Raw genomic sequence first — 18,326 nt, 5'->3', positions numbered from 1 at the left:
TAGTATTGTATTTGTCGAATTTCCAAGGAAATAATCAAAAAATGGAGGTGTTATGCAATGAGAGAGAAAATCGAGTTGGAGTTAGAAAGAATTGAAAAAGAGAATGATGTGAAAATTTTATTTGCGGTAGAATCAGGGAGTCGTGCTTGGGGTTTTCCATCGAAAGATAGCGATTATGATGTTAGGTTTGTTTATATACATCCGGTAGAATGGTATTTATCAATTCATGACAAACGAGATGTAATTGAATATCCAATTAGTGATGATTTAGATATAAGTGGTTGGGATATTAAAAAGGCGTTGCAACTATTCGCGAAGTCGAATCCTGCTTTACTTGAGTGGATTCGATCACCAATTTTTTATTCGAAAAACTCTAATTTTCCAGAACTACTTCAACAGATGAGTGAGAAGAATTTTGATCCAAAAGCAACGATATATCATTATTTACATATGGCGTCGAAAAATTATCGTGAATTTTTGCAAGGTGAGAATGTAAAGCTGAAAAAGTACTTTTATGTATTACGTCCCATTTTAGCTTGTAAGTGGCTAGAAGAGAAAACGACTTTACCTCCTGTAGAATTTGACCGATTGATTACAGAATTATCATTAGAACGTAGCGTATTAGATGAAATTGAAAAGTTGTTAATAAAGAAAAAAGCAGGTACTGAATTAGATGTTGGATTGAAAATTAAGGTGCTAAATCAATTTTTAGAAGAACAAATTCATTACTATCAGGAATATGTAAAAGGAATTGAAAAGGGATCAGGAATCGATATTGAGAGTTTAAATACATTGTTTCGAGATATGTTGTTTGAAGCATATGAAAAAGAGCACAAGTAAGTTTGTGCTCTTTTATTTTGTAGGAATGAAGAAAACAGATATAGCTGCGATAAGACCTGCAAAGGAGAATAAGTAAAAATTCCATGCTAAGTCATATTGCATTGTCATAATAATACCGACGAGAATAGGGCCAGCAATTGCACCAACTCGGCCAAGCCCCAGTCCCCAGCCTAAGGAGGTAGCTCGGATATGTGATGGGAAGTATTGTGTTACATATGCATTTAATATTTGAGTAATACCGACTGATCCAATACCAGCAAGGCCAATTAAAAGATAAATGATTGTAACAGATGGTTTGATTGTTAATAGTCCGATACATATGGCTGCCATAAGATAAGAGATGCTAATAACAATTTTTGCTCCTATACGATCAGCAATTGCTCCAGCGAATAATGCGCCGATAGCTGCGGTAATATTTAGCATAAGTAGAAATGACAGACTAGACCCAAGAGGATATCCTGCCTGGCGCATCATCTGTGGTAACCAAGTGTTTAAACCATATATTAAAAACATTCCCATTATATAAGTGATCCAAAAAAGTAGCGTTGCTTTTATGTATTCTTTTGAGAATAAAGTAAAAAATCCATTTTTCTTTCGTATAGTAGATGGGTCTTGATGAGTTTTATCTTTTACATGAAATTCAACTTGAAAACGATTAAGAATTTGCTTCACTTCTTCTTGGCGATTACGTGATAATAAAAATTGAATGGACTCAGGTAAATAGCGAATAATGAAAGGAATGAGGAGTAGTGGAATCATTCCGATACCAAACATAATTCTCCATCCGAAATCTTCTAACATAAGCATGGACAAAATAGCACCTAACACGATACCTAAAGGATAGCCAGTAAACATAAGAGCATAAATAAAAGATTGCCTTTTTTTGAGTGAATATTCAACAGTGAGTGCTGAAGCCGTAGGGATAACACCGCCTAATCCGATTCCTCCTATAAATCGAGATAATCCAAATAACTCAGGAGAAGGAGCGATAGCCGCTAAACCCATTGTGATAGAAAAAAGTGCTAAACAGCATATAAGCGTCCATTTACGCCCAATTAGATCTGTAATCGTTCCAACTAGAATAGCCCCAATAAACATCCCAAATAAAGCATAGCTTGCAATTGTACCAGCGTGCGCTGGTGATAGCGCCCAGCTTTTGTCTTCTAGGAGCTTTGGTAGAACGGCACCGTAAATACCTAAATCATATCCATCAGCTAAAATGGCTAGCCAACAAATAAAAACAACAAGTTTTGTAATAGAGCTTGGAAAGATAGTTTCTGTAGATTCTAGATGAGGTGGAGCTGAAGGTTGCATAATATTCACCCCTTTTAATTTGTAGATGAATATATTATTTTATTTAATGTTAATATTTTCCTCCTTGTGTCGAATTTTATCTGAAAAGGGTTTATAACAAATAAAGAAGTTCAACAGTAATTCTGTTGAACTTCTTTATTTGTTTACTCATTATCAACTCGTTTTAACGGTTGATCTGCTGGGCCTTCAAGAACGTCTCCCTCAATTGAAAAACGAGAACCATGGCAAGGGCAATCCCAAGTACAATCACCATTATTCCATTCAACTTCACAGCCGAGATGTGTACAAGTTGTATCGACGATATGTAATTTTCCTTCTTTGTCCTTATAAGCACCTGCTCGTTTACCGTTAACATGTACGACAGATCCTTCACCAACTTCGAGATCTTCTGGCTTACGTAATGCGGTTTCAATCTTTCCTGCAATTAAATGTTTCGCAACATCAATGTTTTGGGAGAGGAACGTTTTTATATCTGGATTTGCATGGAAGCGTGATGGTGCATACAGTTCTTTATAGGGACTGTGAACTTTTAGGATGGAGTCCTTCAGTAGGTGAGCGGCAGCAGTTCCAGTTGTCATTCCCCATTTGCGATATCCAGTTGCAACAAATATATTTGGATTTCTTTCGTTAATATGTCCGATATAAGGAAGCTTATCTAGAGTAATTAAATCTTGTGCTGACCATCTATAAGGAACTTCATCTATTCCAAAAGTGGCTTCAGCAAAAGAATAGAGTGCTTCATAATGAAGCATCGTATTTATTCCCTGACCTGTTTTATGACTCTCTCCGCCAATCAAAATTAATTTTTCTCCATTGTTTGTTATATAGCGTAAGGAGCGCTTTGGATCATCAATACTTAAATACATGCCACCTGGATACTCCGTTTTTGCTTTTATTGCAAGAGCGTAGGAGCGTTCTGCGTACATTCGCGTAAAGAAAAAGCTATTCGCATCATAAAAAGGAAAATGTGAACAAGAGACGACATATTCACAAGTGATATGATGGCCCTCTTTTGTAATTATTTGTGGATAATCGCCCTTTTCCACATCCATAGCTGTTGTTTGTTCGTAGACCTTTCCGCCCATCTCCACAAACTTTTCTAAAAGTGTTTTTAAATAAAGAAGGGGATGGAATTGTGCTTGATTTTTCATTACAAGCGCAGATTGTACTGGAATAGGAATCGATAGAGATTGAACATAGTCACAAGGTATATTTAATTTTTGATAAGCTTCATATTCTTTCGATAAATTTCTTAATCCGTTATCAGTAGTTGTATATAAATATGAATCTTCATTTGAGAAATTACAGTCGATTTTATATGTTTGAACAGTTTTATTTATGAATTGTAGAGCCTTATTATTTGATTCATAGTAAAGCCGGGCCTTTTCTACACCGAAATGATTTATTAATTCATCATAAATAAGATCATGTTGTGCTGTTACTTTCGCTGTTGTATGCCCAGTCGTTCCGTTTAAAATACGACCAGAATCAATTAAAACAACATCGATGCCTTCTTTTGCAAGTAAATAGGCAGTAGTAATACCTGTAATACCAGCACCGATAATAGCAACTTTCGTCTTTATATTTTCGGATAAAAGAGGGAAAGTAGGAAATTGAGTAGATTCAATCCAATAAGATAGCGGCAGTTGTGGAAATGTATCACTTGTCATTGCGGAAACCTCCTGATTTTAGAACAATTTTCCTTTTAATATTTCCATATTATATGAAATTCATGTGTGTTGTTTTAGAGGAAGTCTATTTTTATTAAAAGAGGGTATAAATTATTTTAATATAATTAATTAGGTGGGGCATTATGAAGAAGTAGGATTTATATAAAACTAAATTCAAATGATTCTGTTTGTTGATTACATAGAGAGTTATTGAATGAGATAGAGTCTATGCCGTTTAAGAAAATGTCTATATATAGTGGGTAAATCCTTATGAAATCTATACGTTTTCTTTAGTGAAATAAAGTATGATTATAAAAATATAACCAACTTTTATTACTAGGTCATAAAAGTTGTTGACAATATAGAAATTCTATTGTTATGATTCATCATGTGGAAAGGTTGATAGAGGGTAAAAAGAGAAATGTTTTTCATTGATAATAAAAGCGAAAAATAAGTGACGATAGAGTGAGTATATTTTCCTTATAATAGATGCTTTTTGGATCATCTAGTAAAATCAATCTGGAAGCAAGAATTGATATATGTAAGTTGCGCAAGGCGCGGCATAAGAAAGGGGCAAAAGGATGAAGGAGCTTCATACGTTTGGGTGGTATGCAGCACGTGTATCACCACATTTGCCGAAAAAAGCATTTAAACCAGTGCCTACTCGTTTATTTGGTGGACTGGCTTATTTGCTTGTGGCATTGGCGGGATTAATATCGATTGGTGTATTTGAATTGAATGTGTGGGCGAATCTAGGAATTGCGATTGTTCTTGGATTATGTTTTGCTTCACTAGGATTTTTAGGGCATGAAATTTTACATGGAACTGTTGTAAGAAAGGCATGGCTTCGCGACTTCTTAGGCGCTATTGCATTTATGCCATTATCAACAGGGCCAAAGCTTTGGAGAAAGTGGCATAATGCAACGCATCATGTTCATACACAGCATGAAGAGAATGATCCGGATGCATGGCCGACACTTGAGAAACTTAAGAAGAGTAAGTTTTTGAGTTGGGTATATCGTATGCCTCTACATGTACGTTCATTCTTTAGTTTTCTGTCACTAACAATTCAATTTACATTGCATTCGACTCGAATGTTCTTTCATTTTATAAAAGAGTTCAAGTCATCCAATCAAAAATCTGTATGGCTTCAACTTCTTTTGCCTTGGACAGTTTGGATTAGTTTATTGTTTATTATGGGACCTGGAAAATGGTTATTTGCATATGTCATTCCGTTGTTAATTGCTAACTTTATTGTAATGGCATATATCGCAACAAATCACCGATTAAATCCAATTGTTCCAGTAAATGATCCGTTAGCAAACTGCTTATCAGTAACAGTACCGCGCTGGGTAGACGTTTTACATTTCAATTTCTCATATCATACAGAACATCATCTGTTCCCTGCTATGAGCTCTAAATACTATCCGTTAGTAAAAGAGAAGATTAAAGAAATGTGGCCGGAACGTTATCACGAAATGCCGATGACAAAAGCATTGGCAGCACTTTGGAATACACCACGTGTGTATTATCACGGAAGTGAATTAGTTGATCCGCATAGAGAGCATTTCTACGGTTCTTTAGGAAATGGCTTAGACCCTCATAATATTTCATATCGTGAGGAACATATAGAAGAAAAAGAGAGTATTAAAAAAATAAATCAGTAAAAATTAATATACTTTTGCAGTGAAAAAGCAAGCCATCTCAGGCTTGCTTTTTCTTATAAAGAAACATCCTTTTTGTTCTTTTTATGGACTTGGAAGGAGTTAGTTTCTTTTCGTTGTAATCGTTTTTCTAAAAGATTAACAAAATAAGTAAATAGAAGAACAAGTACGAGATAGTATGCACCAACGATTATGTAAGTATCTAATTGTTGGAAGTTACCTGCTGCAATTGATAAACCCGATCCCCATAATTCGGACATTCCTACATAAGCAACAAGTGAAGAATCTTTTAATCCGATAATAAATTGGTTTCCTAGAGGAGGAAGAGACAGACGAAATGCTTGTGGTAATATAATTCGTCGCATAGCTAAAGGATAAGGCATGCCTAAAGAGCGAGCTGCTTCTAATTGTCCCCGGTCAACGGATTGAATGGATCCCCGGAAAATTTCCGTAATATATGCACCGTTATGAATTGCTAAAGCGATTGCTCCTGCCCAAAAAGGAGTGAAAACAACAACGGATGTAATTCCAAAATAGAGAATGGCAATTTGAACAATTAAAGGTGTACCACGAATAATAGCAATGTAGACATGAGCGATACTATTTAAAACTTTATTGTTAGAGATTCGAAAGAAAGCGAATAATAATCCAATTAATGAACCGAGTACTAGGGAAGTTAATGTTAATTGTAATGTGACAATAGTAGCTTTTAAGAGTGTGGGATAGGAAGAGATAAAAATTTCAAACATGCGTTTCACCTCATATTGTATAGATTTTAGTAGAGAATGAAATGCCCCACATAAAATGAACACTTAATCAGTGGGGCACTGTTTATGAATCTTTTGAATGGCTAACTTACTTCGTTTTTTCCTCTTCACCAAGAATATTACGCCCGAACCATTTTTTACTGATCTTTTCATACGTACCATCTTTAATGATTTCATCTAACGCTTTATTTACTTTCTCAACCATTTCTTTATCATCTTTGCGAATAGCAATTCCCATTTCATCAAGATTTAATGGTTTTCCGGCTTCTTTTATATTCGATTTTCCTTCTTTTATCATACGTAGACCAACCATTTGATCCGTAATTACTGCATCAACACGCCCAGGCTCTAAATCCATAAGAGCAGTAATATCACTGTCATATTCTGTGATTTGATCTGTATATTTTGCAACAAGATTTTTAAAGGTACTAGCTTTTACAACACCAATTTTCTTACCTTTTAAATCTTCTGGAGAAGAGATAGCGGTATTCTTTTTAGCCACAAAAATTTGGGCGCCAGAACGATAGTATGGATTTGAGAAACTAACAGCTTTTAAGCGCTCCTCTGTAATTGCCATACTACCCAGTATTACATCATATTTCTTCGCTTGAAGACCTTGAATTAGCGTTTCCCATGGGTTTGTAACTGGCGTAGCCTTCATTTTCATCTTTTTAGCAAGAGCTTCGCCGATTTCTACATCAAAGCCGACAAGTTTGCCGTCATTTTCTTTATAGTTAAAAGGTTTGTATAATCCACTCATCGCATAGCGAAATTCTTTTTCACCATTTGATGAAGTAGTAGAGCTTTCTTTGCTACAAGCTCCTAGTATGAAGGATGTACATAGTGTAATGCTCGCAACAATGGTTAATAGTTTTCTTTTCATAAAACCCCTCCTATATATTGATCATACGGATGGTTTTCAGTATGTTATTGAAATATTTTATTTGGATGATTAGTTGTGCACCGTATGAATGTATTCCTTTTCGTTTGAAACAGAAGTTACATTATAAAACGTTGCGTAAAAATTGTTTTGCTCGTTCATGTGATGGAGCTGAAAAGAATTGTGCTGGCGGAGCATCTTCTACAATCTTTCCATCGTCCATAAAGATGACGCGATCAGCTACATCTTTTGCGAAATTCATTTCATGAGTAACAATAACCATTGTCATCCCTTCTTCAGCAAGTTCTTTCATAACTTGCAATACTTCTCCAACAAGTTCAGGGTCTAAAGCTGAGGTAGGCTCATCAAATAGCATAATCTTAGGGCTCATTGCAAGAGCTCGTGCAATGGCAATGCGCTGTTTTTGACCACCTGAAAGAAGATGAGGAGTTACATCCGCTTTATCTTGAAGGCCGACTTTTTGGAGAAGTTGATTTCCAATATCCTTTGCATTTGCTTTCTCTAATTTTTTTACGTGAATAGGTGCTTCTATGATGTTTTCTAGTGAGGTCATATGAGGAAAGAGGTTAAAGTGCTGAAAAACCATACCGACATTTTCACGGACTTTATTTAAATTTGAATGCTTTGGATCAATTCGCTCACCTTGTAAGTGGATTTCACCTTCATCGTACATTTCTAAAAAGTTAAGACAGCGAAGTAATGTACTTTTACCAGAACCACTGGCACCAATTAAAACAACAACTTCTTTTTCTTTTACTTCTAAATCAATTCCTTTTAACACATCAAGTGAACCGAATGACTTTACTAGATTTCGAACCTGAATCATACAAAACCCCCAGTTAAAAATATATTTTACAAATGTTGCCCCTTATTTCTGTTATTAGTCATAAATTGTCAGAATCCTTTATTTTTTTCATGCAATTTGATATTCAAAGAAATAATATTTTTTAAAATCTCTATATCCTTCTATAATGAAAATATGGATAATAATATATAGGTAGTATTTATATTGCTTATAAAAAGGGGGAAAGGGAAGATGGAAAAAGAAAGGAAAACATTTTCTTTTGGATTACGTACACAACTTATGCTATTCACTACAGTTTTAGCTTTCATTACATATTCAACAAGTATATTTTTTATTTACGTGATATACGATTATTTTCAAAGTTATGTAAGTCAAACTGTATATAATATTATCGTTATGTTATTAGGGGTAGTATGGTCTGGAATTTTAGCATATGGAGCAGCCGTATTTTTAATTAAACCACTTCGCAAGTTAGAGGAAGCGGCAAGAAAAGCAGCTGAGGGTGATATTCGTGAAGATGTTCCATTACCGAAGACAGATGATGAAATTAAATCTTTAAGTGTTGCATTTAATATGATGTTAGGAAACTTAAGGGGCATGGTAAAAAATATTGATACAACATTTTCGTATACAAATAATCAAGTACAGCAGATTAGAAAACAAACAGGCGAAGCAACGAGACAAGCGCAAGGTGTATCTGAGACACTTGCAGAGATTTCTTCAGGCGCTGAGCAATCAGCGGCATCAATTCAAGCAATTGTTTCTGCTGTTGATACAACGACGTCTATTGCAAGTAAAGTAGAAGAAAAAGCGAAGCAGTCTGATACGTTGTCTTCAGAAATGGTTCAAGCTTTAGGGCATAGTACTCGTGTCTTTACGTCTTTAATTCAAGGTATTCAAACATTGGCAAAAGAAAATGAAGATTCAATGCAAAATGTACAGAAGTTAGAAGAACGAATGAAACAAGTAGAACATATTGTGTCTGTTGTGAGTGCGATTGCTAGCCAAACGAATTTATTAGCACTAAATGCTTCTATTGAGGCAGCTCGCGCAGGAGAGCATGGGAGAGGCTTTGCGGTTGTTGCGGAAGAAGTACGGAAACTTGCTGATGAAAGCGATCATTCTGCAAGAAACATATCGCAGTTATTACGAAATATGCAAGATGAAGTACAACAAGTTGCAATGAAAATGACAGAACAAGTGAAAATAGCTAAAGAAGAGGCGAAACGTGGGGAAGCTACGGAATTAATTTTAAAAGAAATGTCATCAAGTGTTATGGAAGTAGCCGATGCAACTCAGCAAATCAGTAGTTATATGAATGAACAAGTGAGCCACATTCATCAAACAGGAGCACAAACAAAAGCTGTAGCAGCAATTGCTGAAGAAACGTCAGCCGGTTCGCAAGAAGTGGCGCGTGTGACGCTACAACAGTCTAAAAATATGGTAGTAATCGATCAATTATTAAAGGATTTAGAGAAGCAAGCAACTGATTTGAAACAAACAATTGAACGATTTTCAATGTAAAAGGAAGAACAGAATGCTGTTCTTCTCTTTTTTATTTAGCTTGATTTAATATTTACAGTTAAACTATGAACGTTTCCGCAACATTCTTTTCTGTCCCTTTCGGATGAAAATTATAGCGAGCTATAATATTAAAAGGGGTGTCTTTTATGAAAAAAGAAAAAAGACAACGGTTAATTAAACAATTTGTAAAGGAGTATGAAATAGATAAGCAAGAAAGATTAGTAGAATTGTTAGCAAAAAAAGATGTATTAGTAACACAAGCTACGGTTTCTCGCGATATTCGTGAGTTAAACTTAACGAAGGTACCTTCTCAAGAAGGATTAATGATATATAAAGTTTTCACAGAAGAGCATTTACAAACTGATATAAAGTTAAAGAAAAAATTACGAGAGGTTGTTGTAAAAATTGATTGTGTAGATCAATTAATGGTTATTAAAACATTACCTGGTAATGCACATGTTATTGGTGTTTTATTTGATGAGTTAGATTGGAAAGAAAAAATAGGATGTATATGTGGAAATGATACATGCCTTATAATTTCACAGTCGAAATCAGATAGGGAGATTATAGAAGAAAGATTAAATTTGATTATTTAGATACAAAAATCCTGTTTTTAATAAAATTAAAAACAGGATTTTTGTTTAAATACGGAAGTTAAATATTCAACATATATGCGTAATATATGTATTTTTTATTGAGAAAGCGAGATAGTTTGTTATAAAAATACATATTCGTATGATTTTAAAAAAATTACTTGTTTAATATTTCACAATGATAATGTGGATGCTTTCACAAAGATGAAAGTGCAGAGCATTTATTATGTACTTGTAAGACATCAAACATATTTAAAAGGAGGTACAACAAATGAAACATCCGATACATGTTACTTCAGAAATTGGGGAATTACAAACGGTTTTATTAAAACGACCGGGTAAAGAAGTGGAAAACTTGACGCCAGATTATTTGCAGCAATTATTATTTGACGATATTCCATACTTGCCAATTATTCAAAAAGAGCATGATTATTTTGCACAAACGTTACGCAATCGGGGTGTTGAAGTTCTATATTTAGAAAAACTAGCTGCTGAGGCGTTAGTAGATAAAAAACTTCGAGAAGAATTTGTTGATCGTATTTTAAAAGAAGGACAGGCCGACGTAAATGTTGCACATCAAACTTTAAAAGAATATTTACTCTCCTTTTCAAATGAAGAATTAATTCAAAAAATTATGGGCGGTGTACGGAAAAACGAAATTGAAACAAGTAAGAAGACACATTTATATGAATTAATGGAAGATCACTATCCGTTTTACTTAGATCCAATGCCTAATTTATATTTTACTCGTGATCCAGCAGCTAGCGTGGGCGATGGTTTAACGATAAATAAGATGAGAGAACCAGCGCGTAGACGTGAATCATTATTCATGGAGTACATCATTAAATATCATCCAAGATTTGTAAAACATAATGTACCAATCTGGTTAGATCGTGATTATAAATTTCCAATTGAAGGTGGCGACGAGCTAATTTTAAATGAAGAAACAATTGCGATTGGAGTATCTGCTCGTACTTCAGCTAAAGCAATTGAACGTTTAGCTAAAAATCTCTTTAGCCGACAAAATAAAATTAAGAAAGTGTTAGCAATAGAAATTCCAAAATGCCGAGCATTTATGCATTTAGATACAGTATTTACAATGGTTGATTATGACAAGTTTACAATTCACCCAGCCATTCAAGGGCCAAAAGGGAATATGAATATTTATATTTTAGAAAAAGGAACAGATGAGGAAACTCTTAAAATTACACATCGTAATTCTTTAATGGAAGCGTTAAAAGAGGTATTAGGCTTAAGTGAATTAGTTCTTATTCCATGTGGAGGAGGAGATGTAATTGCTTCTGCTCGTGAACAATGGAATGATGGCTCGAACACATTAGCAATCGCGCCAGGTGTAGTTGTTACATATGATCGCAACTATGTATCCAATACGTTATTACGGGAACACGGTATAGAAGTGATTGAGGTGCTAAGTTCGGAATTATCTCGTGGGCGTGGGGGTCCACGTTGCATGAGTATGCCAATTGTTCGTAAAGATATTTAGTATAAATAATGGAGAAAGTAGGGATGAAGTATGTTAATGACTAGACCAAATTTAAAAGGAAGAAGCTTTCTAGCAGAAAAAGATTTTACACAAGAAGAATTGTTATATTTTCTAGATTTGGCAGCAGAATTAAAAGAGAAAAAGAAAAATGGTATCCCGCATCATTATTTAGAAGATAAGAATGTAGCGCTCTTATTTGAAAAAACCTCCACTCGTACGCGCTGTGCATTTACAGTAGCATGTACAGATTTAGGGGCGAATCCTGAATATTTAGGGAAAGGTGATATTCAGCTTGGGAAAAAAGAATCCGTAGAGGATACCGCGAAAGTGTTAGGGCGTATGTTTGACGGAATTGAGTTTCGTGGATTTAGTCATGAAACTGTAGAATCTTTAGCACAAAATTCTGGTGTGCCAGTTTGGAATGGATTAACAGACATGTGGCATCCAACACAAACACTAGCAGATTTATTAACAATTAGAGAACATGTAGGGAAATTAAAAAATGTGAAGCTCGTTTACGTTGGAGATGGACGAAATAATGTTGCTAATAGCTTACTAGTTGGTGGAGCAATCATTGGAATGGATGTACGTATTTGTACACCGGAATCTTTATGGCCTGCACAAGAAGTAATTGATTTAGCAAAAAAATATAATGAACAGGTAATGATAACAAGTAATGTGGAAGAAGCTGTTGCGAGTGCAGATGTAATTTATACAGATGTATGGGTGTCTATGGGGGAAGAAGAAAAATTTGCTGAACGTGTCGAGTTATTGAAACCTTATCAAGTAAATATGAAAATGATTAAAGAAACAGGGAATGAAAACGTGATTTTCTTACATTGTTTACCTGCATTTCATGATGTTGAAACGATGTATGGCGAAGAAGTTTATGAGAAATATGGATTGAAAGAAATGGAGGTAACTGACGAAGTATTCCGCAGTAAACATTCAAAAGTATTTGATCAAGCTGAAAATAGAATGCATACAATTAAAGCGGTTATGGCAGCTACTTTAGGAAACATGGAGTAAAGAAGAAAGGGAGTCTTCCTTTCTTCTTTCTCCTCCTTTAGACACTATCATTCACTATTGCTTTTGTATTGTTATTGCAATTAAAGAGAGGTGAGTGGAATGGGTGAAGATAAGAAATTAGGGTTGTTTACACTAACGGCTCTTGTAGTTGGGTCTATGATTGGCGGTGGAGCCTTTAATTTAGCGAGTGATATGGCAAAAGGTGCTGGTGCTGGAGCCATTATTATTGGCTGGGTTATAACAGGAATTGGGATGATTGCACTTGGATTATCTTTTCAAAATCTAACTGTAAGACGGCCAGATTTAGATGGTGGTATTTTTAGCTATGCAAAAGCAGGATTTGGTAATTTTATGGGATTTAATAGTGCGTGGGGATACTGGCTATCTGCTTGGCTTGGGAATGTAGCTTACGGTACATTATTATTTTCTTCATTAGGATATTTCTTCCCGATCTTTGAAGGCGGTCAAAATGTAGAATCCATTATTGGTGCAAGCGTATTATTGTGGTGTGTTCACATGTTAATTTTACGTGGAGTTCAATCAGCAGCACTTGTGAATTTAGTAACTACAATCGCAAAATTAGTACCTGTATTTGTATTTATTGTCATAGGAATCTTCGCGTTTCATATTGATACGTTCTTAGATGGATTTTGGGGGCAAACTGGTTCTTTTTCATGGGGAGCAGTTGGCAGCCAAGTTAAAAGTACAATGCTTGTAACTCTATGGGTATTTATTGGTGTAGAAGGGGCTGTTGTTTTATCCAGTCGAGCAAAAAATAGAAGTGATGTAGGGAAAGCAACGGTTATTGGCTTAATTGGTACACTCATTATTTACATTTTAATCACATTATTGTCTCTTGGACTTATGCAGCAAGCAGATATTGCTGGTTTGAAGAATCCAGCTATGGCTTATTTATTTGAAAGTGTTGTTGGAAAATGGGGTGCTATCTTTATAAATTTAGGTTTGGTCATCTCTGTATTAGGTGCTTGGTTAGGTTGGACTTTGCTCGCTTCTGAAATTCCATATTTAGCGGCTAAAGATGGAGTATTTCCAAAATGGTTCGCAAAAGAAAATAAAAATAAGGCTCCAGTAAATTCATTATGGATAACAAATGGTTTAATTCAAATATTCTTGTTAACATTCGTCGTTTCTGATCAGGCGTATAACTTTGCATTCTCTTTAGCATCTTCAGCCATTTTAATCCCATATGCTTTTTCAGCATTTTATCAACTGAAGCATAGCTTAAAATCTGAAGAAGTAGATCGAAATAAAAATATAATAATTGGTTTGATAGCAAGTATTTATGGTGTGTGGTTAGTTTATGCAGCTGGTTTAGAGTATTTATTACTAACAATGACTTTATATGCGCCAGGTATTTTTATTTTTTACAATGTTCAAAAGCAAAAGAGTTCGAAGCAAATATTTACTCGAGTGGAATTAGCATCATCCGTAGCAATTGGTGCCTTAGCATTCTTTGCGATTTATGGATTAATTACAGGCAGTATTACTTTATAAAGCGCTGTGAAAGCGAAATCAACTGGAGGGCTGAAATATGGCACGAAGAAAAATTGTAGTTGCACTAGGGGGAAATGCGATACAGTCTGGAGAAGCTACTGCGGGAGCGCAGCAAGAAGCGTTGGAAAAAACGGCGGAACAACTTGTGAAAATAATGGAAAATGATGTGGATATAGTAATTGCGCATGGAAATGGCCCACAAGTGGGGAATATTTTATTACAGCAAAAAGCTGCAGAAACGGAAAAGACACCTGCAATGCCATTAGATACTTGTGGGGCAATGAGCCAAGGGATGATTGGATATTGGATGGAAAATGCGATTGAAAAGGCATTGAAAAAACGGAATATAAACAAAGATGTAGCAACGGTTATAACACGCGTTGTTGTGGATAAAAAAGATGAGGCATTTAAAAATCCAACTAAACCAATTGGTCTTTTTTATACAGAAGAAGAGGCCAGAAGATTAATGGATGAAACAAAAGCAGTGTTTAAAGAAGATGCTGGTAGAGGGTGGAGACGTGTTGTTCCATCACCGAAGCCTGTAAGTATTCATGAACATAAAGTGATTAATTCTTTGGTCGAAGATGGAAACATAGTGATAGCTGTTGGCGGAGGTGGAATTCCAGTAATTGATTCCGAAGAAGGGTTAAAAGGAACTGAAGCGGTTATCGATAAAGATTTCGCTGCGCAGAAATTAGCAGAATTAGTAGATGCCGATACGCTCGTTATTTTAACTGCAGTTGATCATGTGTATGTAAATTATAATCAACCGAATCAAAAAAAATTAGAGCATGTCACAGTGAATCAATTAGAAGAATATATTGAAGAACAACAATTTGCTGCGGGAAGCATGCTTCCAAAAATTGAAGCTGCTATTAATTTTGTTAATACAAATCCAAAAAGAAAAACAATTATTACGTCTTTAGAAAAAGTATATGAAGCACTAGAAGAAAAAGCTGGTACTATTATTTCAAAACAGAATATATGCATGTATGTTTAAATTATTATGTACGCTACTTAGTAGTAAAAAAAGAATGAGGTTAATAACTTCATTCTTTTTATTTATTAATATTTTTTGTACTCATTGTTCATAAAGTTTTCATGATGAAATCTGAATATATAAGTTAATTATGATAAAATTCAAATTGAATACGCTTTCTTGATTTTTCGCTCCAACATACAGCAAGAGAGAGGGAATTTTATGAATAGACGGAACGTAGTGAAAGACTTAAAGCAGTTCGAATTATTTGCTCATTTAACAGAAAAAAAATTGAAAGGCTTAACAGAGTTTGTTTATTGGCGAACTTATAAAAAAGGTCAATTTTTATTTTTAGAAGGAGATTTAAGGGAAAGAATTTACTTCATGTTAGAGGGGTTTGTAAAGTTAGAGCGGGTTAATCAAAATGGGAACTTATTATACGATGACTATGTAAAGCGGTATTCTATTTTTCCTTATGGTGGTATGTTTACAGACAGAGGATATAACTATACAGCAGAAGCAATGACGGATGTGGAAGTATATTATATTCCAACGGTAATCTTTGAAGATATGGTAAAATCCAGCAGAACGCAATTGATGTACGTTGTTCAGCAATTATCATCTATATTAAAATTGAACGAAAATCGAGTGCAAAATATTACAATTCCTAATGCACAAGATCGGGTTATCCAAACGTTAAATTATTTAATGCAGGATTTAGGAGAACAGAGTGGGGAAAAGATTGTAATTTCATGTCCACTTACAACAATTGAAATATCCAAAATATCTGGAACATCTCGAGAGACAGTTAGCAGCGTATTAAAACAATTAAAAAATAATAGCATTGTTACAATTTTAGATAAAAAAATTACAATACATGATCCAACATATTTTGAAGAAATCTCTATGTGAATATTGTATATTGATTTTTTAATTCATAATGTATATTAATAAGGTTCTTTATATATTTATAAGGAACTTTTTTACGTTATCCTCTATAAAAAGATTGTATAGTATGGTAATAATAGCTAAAATCGATAATAAAAAACAAAGTGAAGGGGAGAAAGAATGATTCGTATTGAGTATGATCGATTAGTAGCTATTTGTTACAGTATAGGGGTTTTGTTATTATTAAAAATTCCAAATGATAATGAATTAATTGGGGAAAAACTATTCAATGTCTATAAGATTCCGATACATACGTATGTTTATATGGATTATAAAGTCTCAAATATATGGATTGTTTCTTTCATACTACATGTAATTGCATTTATATTATTTTTAAAATGGCTAGGAAAAAAGGAGTCTAGTACATTTAGAAAAATGAATAAGATAAAAGTAGTAGGCATTAGTATTTTGATTTTAATGATGCCGTTTATTTTAAATACAATCCTCCAGACATTGAATAAAACATGGTACTACGCAGGAAAAACAGAGGTAGAAGCAATAGAATATAAAAAAGAAGATAGCCAGTGTAGAATGGAGAAAAATGGAGAGAATATCCAACCGAAGTGCATTGTTACTTTAAAAAATTATCGTAATCATTCACAAGCATTAAAAGTTGTTTTATATGATAATGCAAACGAGAATTCAAAAAGCTATCCAGTACCGAAACCAGTCTATTTACAAAAACATGAGACAAAGCAATTCGAATTTCAAGTTCCTGTTTCTTATAATAGAGGTATTGAAAAAGATAAAGTACCAAATATTAAATTACATTCATTGCATGAAAATGATACGAAATACAATTAATCTGTAAGTAAAAGTTTAAGAGTAGGAGCAAGGATTTGAAACGATATAGAAAATCAACTTGAATCATCCAACATACTGCGAGGTAACTGTATATTGGGTGATTTTTTTTATGTTATCCCCTTTTTTCACGTATGAAAAGGAGGAATACTTTGTTGAAAATGAAAAACATTACAAGGATCATACATGGTTTTTACTTTACGCAATCTGTGAAAGTTAGAGCCATAATAACTAGTTTCCCAATTTTTAATGTCGATATCGGGCCAGTTCACATAGTCACCTAGTGTATAAGGATCTAAGCTTTCTCGTAAATCTTTAACCCAGCGTATATTTCGATTTTCTTCATCATCGCATTTCCAAGAGGTAATGTATTCTTGAGCAATAATTGCTTTACGATGAAAATAAGCCGTTTCATTCGGCGAAATATTTTCAACAGCACCTATGAGCGATTGATGCCAAATACTAGCATCTTTATTTGGGGCATGAGAAAGAAAGTATTGCATGATTTGAATGCCTTTAAGGGGAATAGGTTTATAGACATAGGAACCAGAGCGCTTGAAATTTTCAGGGATGTTACCGCCATTAAAAAATTCAACAGCCTTTATATAAGGAACTTCTTCTATAAAGAGAGAGGGGCTACCAGTTTCAAGAAGAGGGGATAATAGGGAATAGAGTTCAGAGGGAGAACCGACAAACTCGCCTTGTGCTTCGATTTTATTTCGTTGTTTGGCGAATAATTCGATCGATGAAGTGAGACGTTCATCTACATGAGGTGCCCAGTTTTGCCACGCTTGAAATGCATCAATAAAGTCTTCCCATTCCCATGTGATTGAGAAAATTGATACATTTTTTATAGGGTGGACTCGAAAAGTTAAGAAAGTAACAATTCCGAAGTTTCCACCACCGCCACCACGGCACGCCCAAAAAAGGTTAGAATTTTCTTGTTCGTTTGCACGAATGAGTTTTGCACCAAATTTTCCGCACGCTTGTACCATTTCCACTTCCATTAATTGATCACATGTTAATCCCAATAAGCGCGAAAGCATACCGATGCCACCACCAAGTGTTAATCCAACAATGCCAACGCTTGCACTTGTACCAGCAGGAATTGTAACACCGTAATTCCAAAGTTCTTTATAAACAGTGCCAAGATTTGCACCAGCCTCAATTGTTGCTGTTAATTTCTCTGTATTAACAGTAATGCGATGCATTTCACTCACATCAATAATAAGTCCTCTATTTAAAAGAGAAAAATTTTCATAGCTATGACGTCCACTTCTTAACCGAAATGGTATATGACGTTCACGTGCCCATTTTAAGGCGTTACAGACATCCTTGTTATTTTGACAAAAAACAATAATACAAGGGAGTTTTGGAATACTTAAATTTAAATTCATTCGGGCTACGTCGTAGTCAGAATCTGCGGGAACAACGATACGACCTGTTAATTTTGTTTGCTTCAATTTATTACT

Annotated in this window: 16 protein-coding genes; 10 read left to right on the top strand and 6 right to left on the bottom strand. The window is 34.6% G+C overall.

Going from position 1 to position 18,326, the window contains the following annotated elements; translation table 11 throughout:
- Positions 1–57 precede the first annotated feature (57 nt).
- Entirely contained in the window at positions 58–840 is a 783-nt protein-coding gene (locus C4S65_RS18070; RefSeq protein ID WP_001208235.1) for a nucleotidyltransferase domain-containing protein, read from the top strand.
- 12 nt (positions 841–852) lie between these two features.
- Here C4S65_RS18070 and C4S65_RS18065 read toward each other — a convergent pair whose 3' ends face one another.
- Entirely contained in the window at positions 853–2,154 is a 1,302-nt protein-coding gene (locus C4S65_RS18065) for an aromatic acid/H+ symport family MFS transporter (protein ID WP_001183076.1), read from the bottom strand.
- A 143-nt stretch (positions 2,155–2,297) separates the two neighbouring features.
- On the bottom strand, positions 2,298–3,824 hold the full coding sequence (locus tag C4S65_RS18060; RefSeq protein ID WP_103945377.1) for an FAD-dependent oxidoreductase: 1,527 nt from the start codon (positions 3,822–3,824) through the stop codon (positions 2,298–2,300).
- Positions 3,825–4,405: 581 nt separating this feature from the next.
- Between C4S65_RS18060 and C4S65_RS18055 the strand changes: the two genes are divergently transcribed.
- Entirely contained in the window at positions 4,406–5,491 is a 1,086-nt protein-coding gene (locus C4S65_RS18055) for an acyl-CoA desaturase (protein ID WP_000661220.1), read from the top strand.
- A gap of 53 nt (positions 5,492–5,544) precedes the next feature.
- On the opposite strand, the gene C4S65_RS18050 is transcribed toward C4S65_RS18055, so the two are convergent.
- From C4S65_RS18050 to C4S65_RS18040, 3 genes are all read right to left on the bottom strand, one after another.
- On the bottom strand, positions 5,545–6,300 hold the full coding sequence (locus C4S65_RS18050; protein WP_116366276.1) for an amino acid ABC transporter permease: 756 nt from the start codon (positions 6,298–6,300) through the stop codon (positions 5,545–5,547).
- A gap of 43 nt (positions 6,301–6,343) precedes the next feature.
- The gene (locus C4S65_RS18045; RefSeq protein ID WP_061666190.1) at positions 6,344–7,138 is read right to left on the bottom strand and encodes an ABC transporter substrate-binding protein; all 795 of its coding nucleotides are present in this window, start codon (positions 7,136–7,138) and stop codon (positions 6,344–6,346) included.
- A 121-nt stretch (positions 7,139–7,259) separates the two neighbouring features.
- Positions 7,260–7,982 (bottom strand): amino acid ABC transporter ATP-binding protein, encoded by a 723-nt coding sequence (locus C4S65_RS18040; protein ID WP_000616920.1) that lies wholly within the window; start codon positions 7,980–7,982, stop codon positions 7,260–7,262.
- Between the two features lie 210 nt (positions 7,983–8,192).
- On the opposite strand from C4S65_RS18040, the gene C4S65_RS18035 reads away from it, so the two are divergent.
- The 8 genes from C4S65_RS18035 (at position 8,193) to C4S65_RS18000 (ending at position 16,857) form a co-directional block, all read left to right on the top strand.
- Positions 8,193–9,485 carry a methyl-accepting chemotaxis protein gene (locus tag C4S65_RS18035; RefSeq protein ID WP_086406864.1) on the top strand — a complete coding sequence of 431 codons (1,293 nt, stop codon included), beginning with the start codon at positions 8,193–8,195 and terminating at the stop codon, positions 9,483–9,485.
- Positions 9,486–9,631: 146 nt separating this feature from the next.
- Positions 9,632–10,081: an arginine repressor gene (argR, locus tag C4S65_RS18030; protein ID WP_000711828.1), complete on the top strand. Its 450-nt coding sequence runs from the start codon at positions 9,632–9,634 to the stop codon at positions 10,079–10,081.
- A 268-nt stretch (positions 10,082–10,349) separates the two neighbouring features.
- Positions 10,350–11,582 (top strand): arginine deiminase, encoded by a 1,233-nt coding sequence (gene arcA, locus C4S65_RS18025; protein ID WP_000682341.1) that lies wholly within the window; start codon positions 10,350–10,352, stop codon positions 11,580–11,582.
- A 30-nt stretch (positions 11,583–11,612) separates the two neighbouring features.
- Complete coding sequence (gene argF / locus C4S65_RS18020) at positions 11,613–12,611, top strand: ornithine carbamoyltransferase (RefSeq protein ID WP_000930285.1); 999 nt, start codon at positions 11,613–11,615, stop codon at positions 12,609–12,611.
- Between the two features lie 99 nt (positions 12,612–12,710).
- Entirely contained in the window at positions 12,711–14,126 is a 1,416-nt protein-coding gene (gene arcD / locus C4S65_RS18015; RefSeq protein WP_061666191.1) for an arginine-ornithine antiporter, read from the top strand.
- A gap of 37 nt (positions 14,127–14,163) precedes the next feature.
- The gene (arcC, locus tag C4S65_RS18010; RefSeq protein WP_103945376.1) at positions 14,164–15,126 is read left to right on the top strand and encodes a carbamate kinase; all 963 of its coding nucleotides are present in this window, start codon (positions 14,164–14,166) and stop codon (positions 15,124–15,126) included.
- A gap of 201 nt (positions 15,127–15,327) precedes the next feature.
- Complete coding sequence (locus tag C4S65_RS18005) at positions 15,328–16,017, top strand: Crp/Fnr family transcriptional regulator (RefSeq protein ID WP_086406862.1); 690 nt, start codon at positions 15,328–15,330, stop codon at positions 16,015–16,017.
- A gap of 156 nt (positions 16,018–16,173) precedes the next feature.
- A complete protein-coding gene (locus C4S65_RS18000; protein ID WP_103945375.1) occupies positions 16,174–16,857 on the top strand; it encodes an ABC transporter permease in 684 nt (227 codons plus the stop codon).
- Between the two features lie 125 nt (positions 16,858–16,982).
- Here C4S65_RS18000 and C4S65_RS17995 read toward each other — a convergent pair whose 3' ends face one another.
- Positions 16,983–18,317, bottom strand: a complete 1,335-nt coding sequence (locus tag C4S65_RS17995) for an FAD-binding oxidoreductase (RefSeq protein WP_086406860.1) — start codon at positions 18,315–18,317, stop codon at positions 16,983–16,985.
- Positions 18,318–18,326: the final 9 nt, after the last annotated feature.

Origin of the sequence: Bacillus sp. ok061, from assembly GCF_900108285.1 — a bacterium.
Taxonomy (GTDB): domain Bacteria; phylum Bacillota; class Bacilli; order Bacillales; family Bacillaceae_G; genus Bacillus_A; species Bacillus_A thuringiensis_S.
Note: the sequence above shows the minus strand (reverse complement) of the source record. Positions and strands in the feature narration are given on the sequence as shown.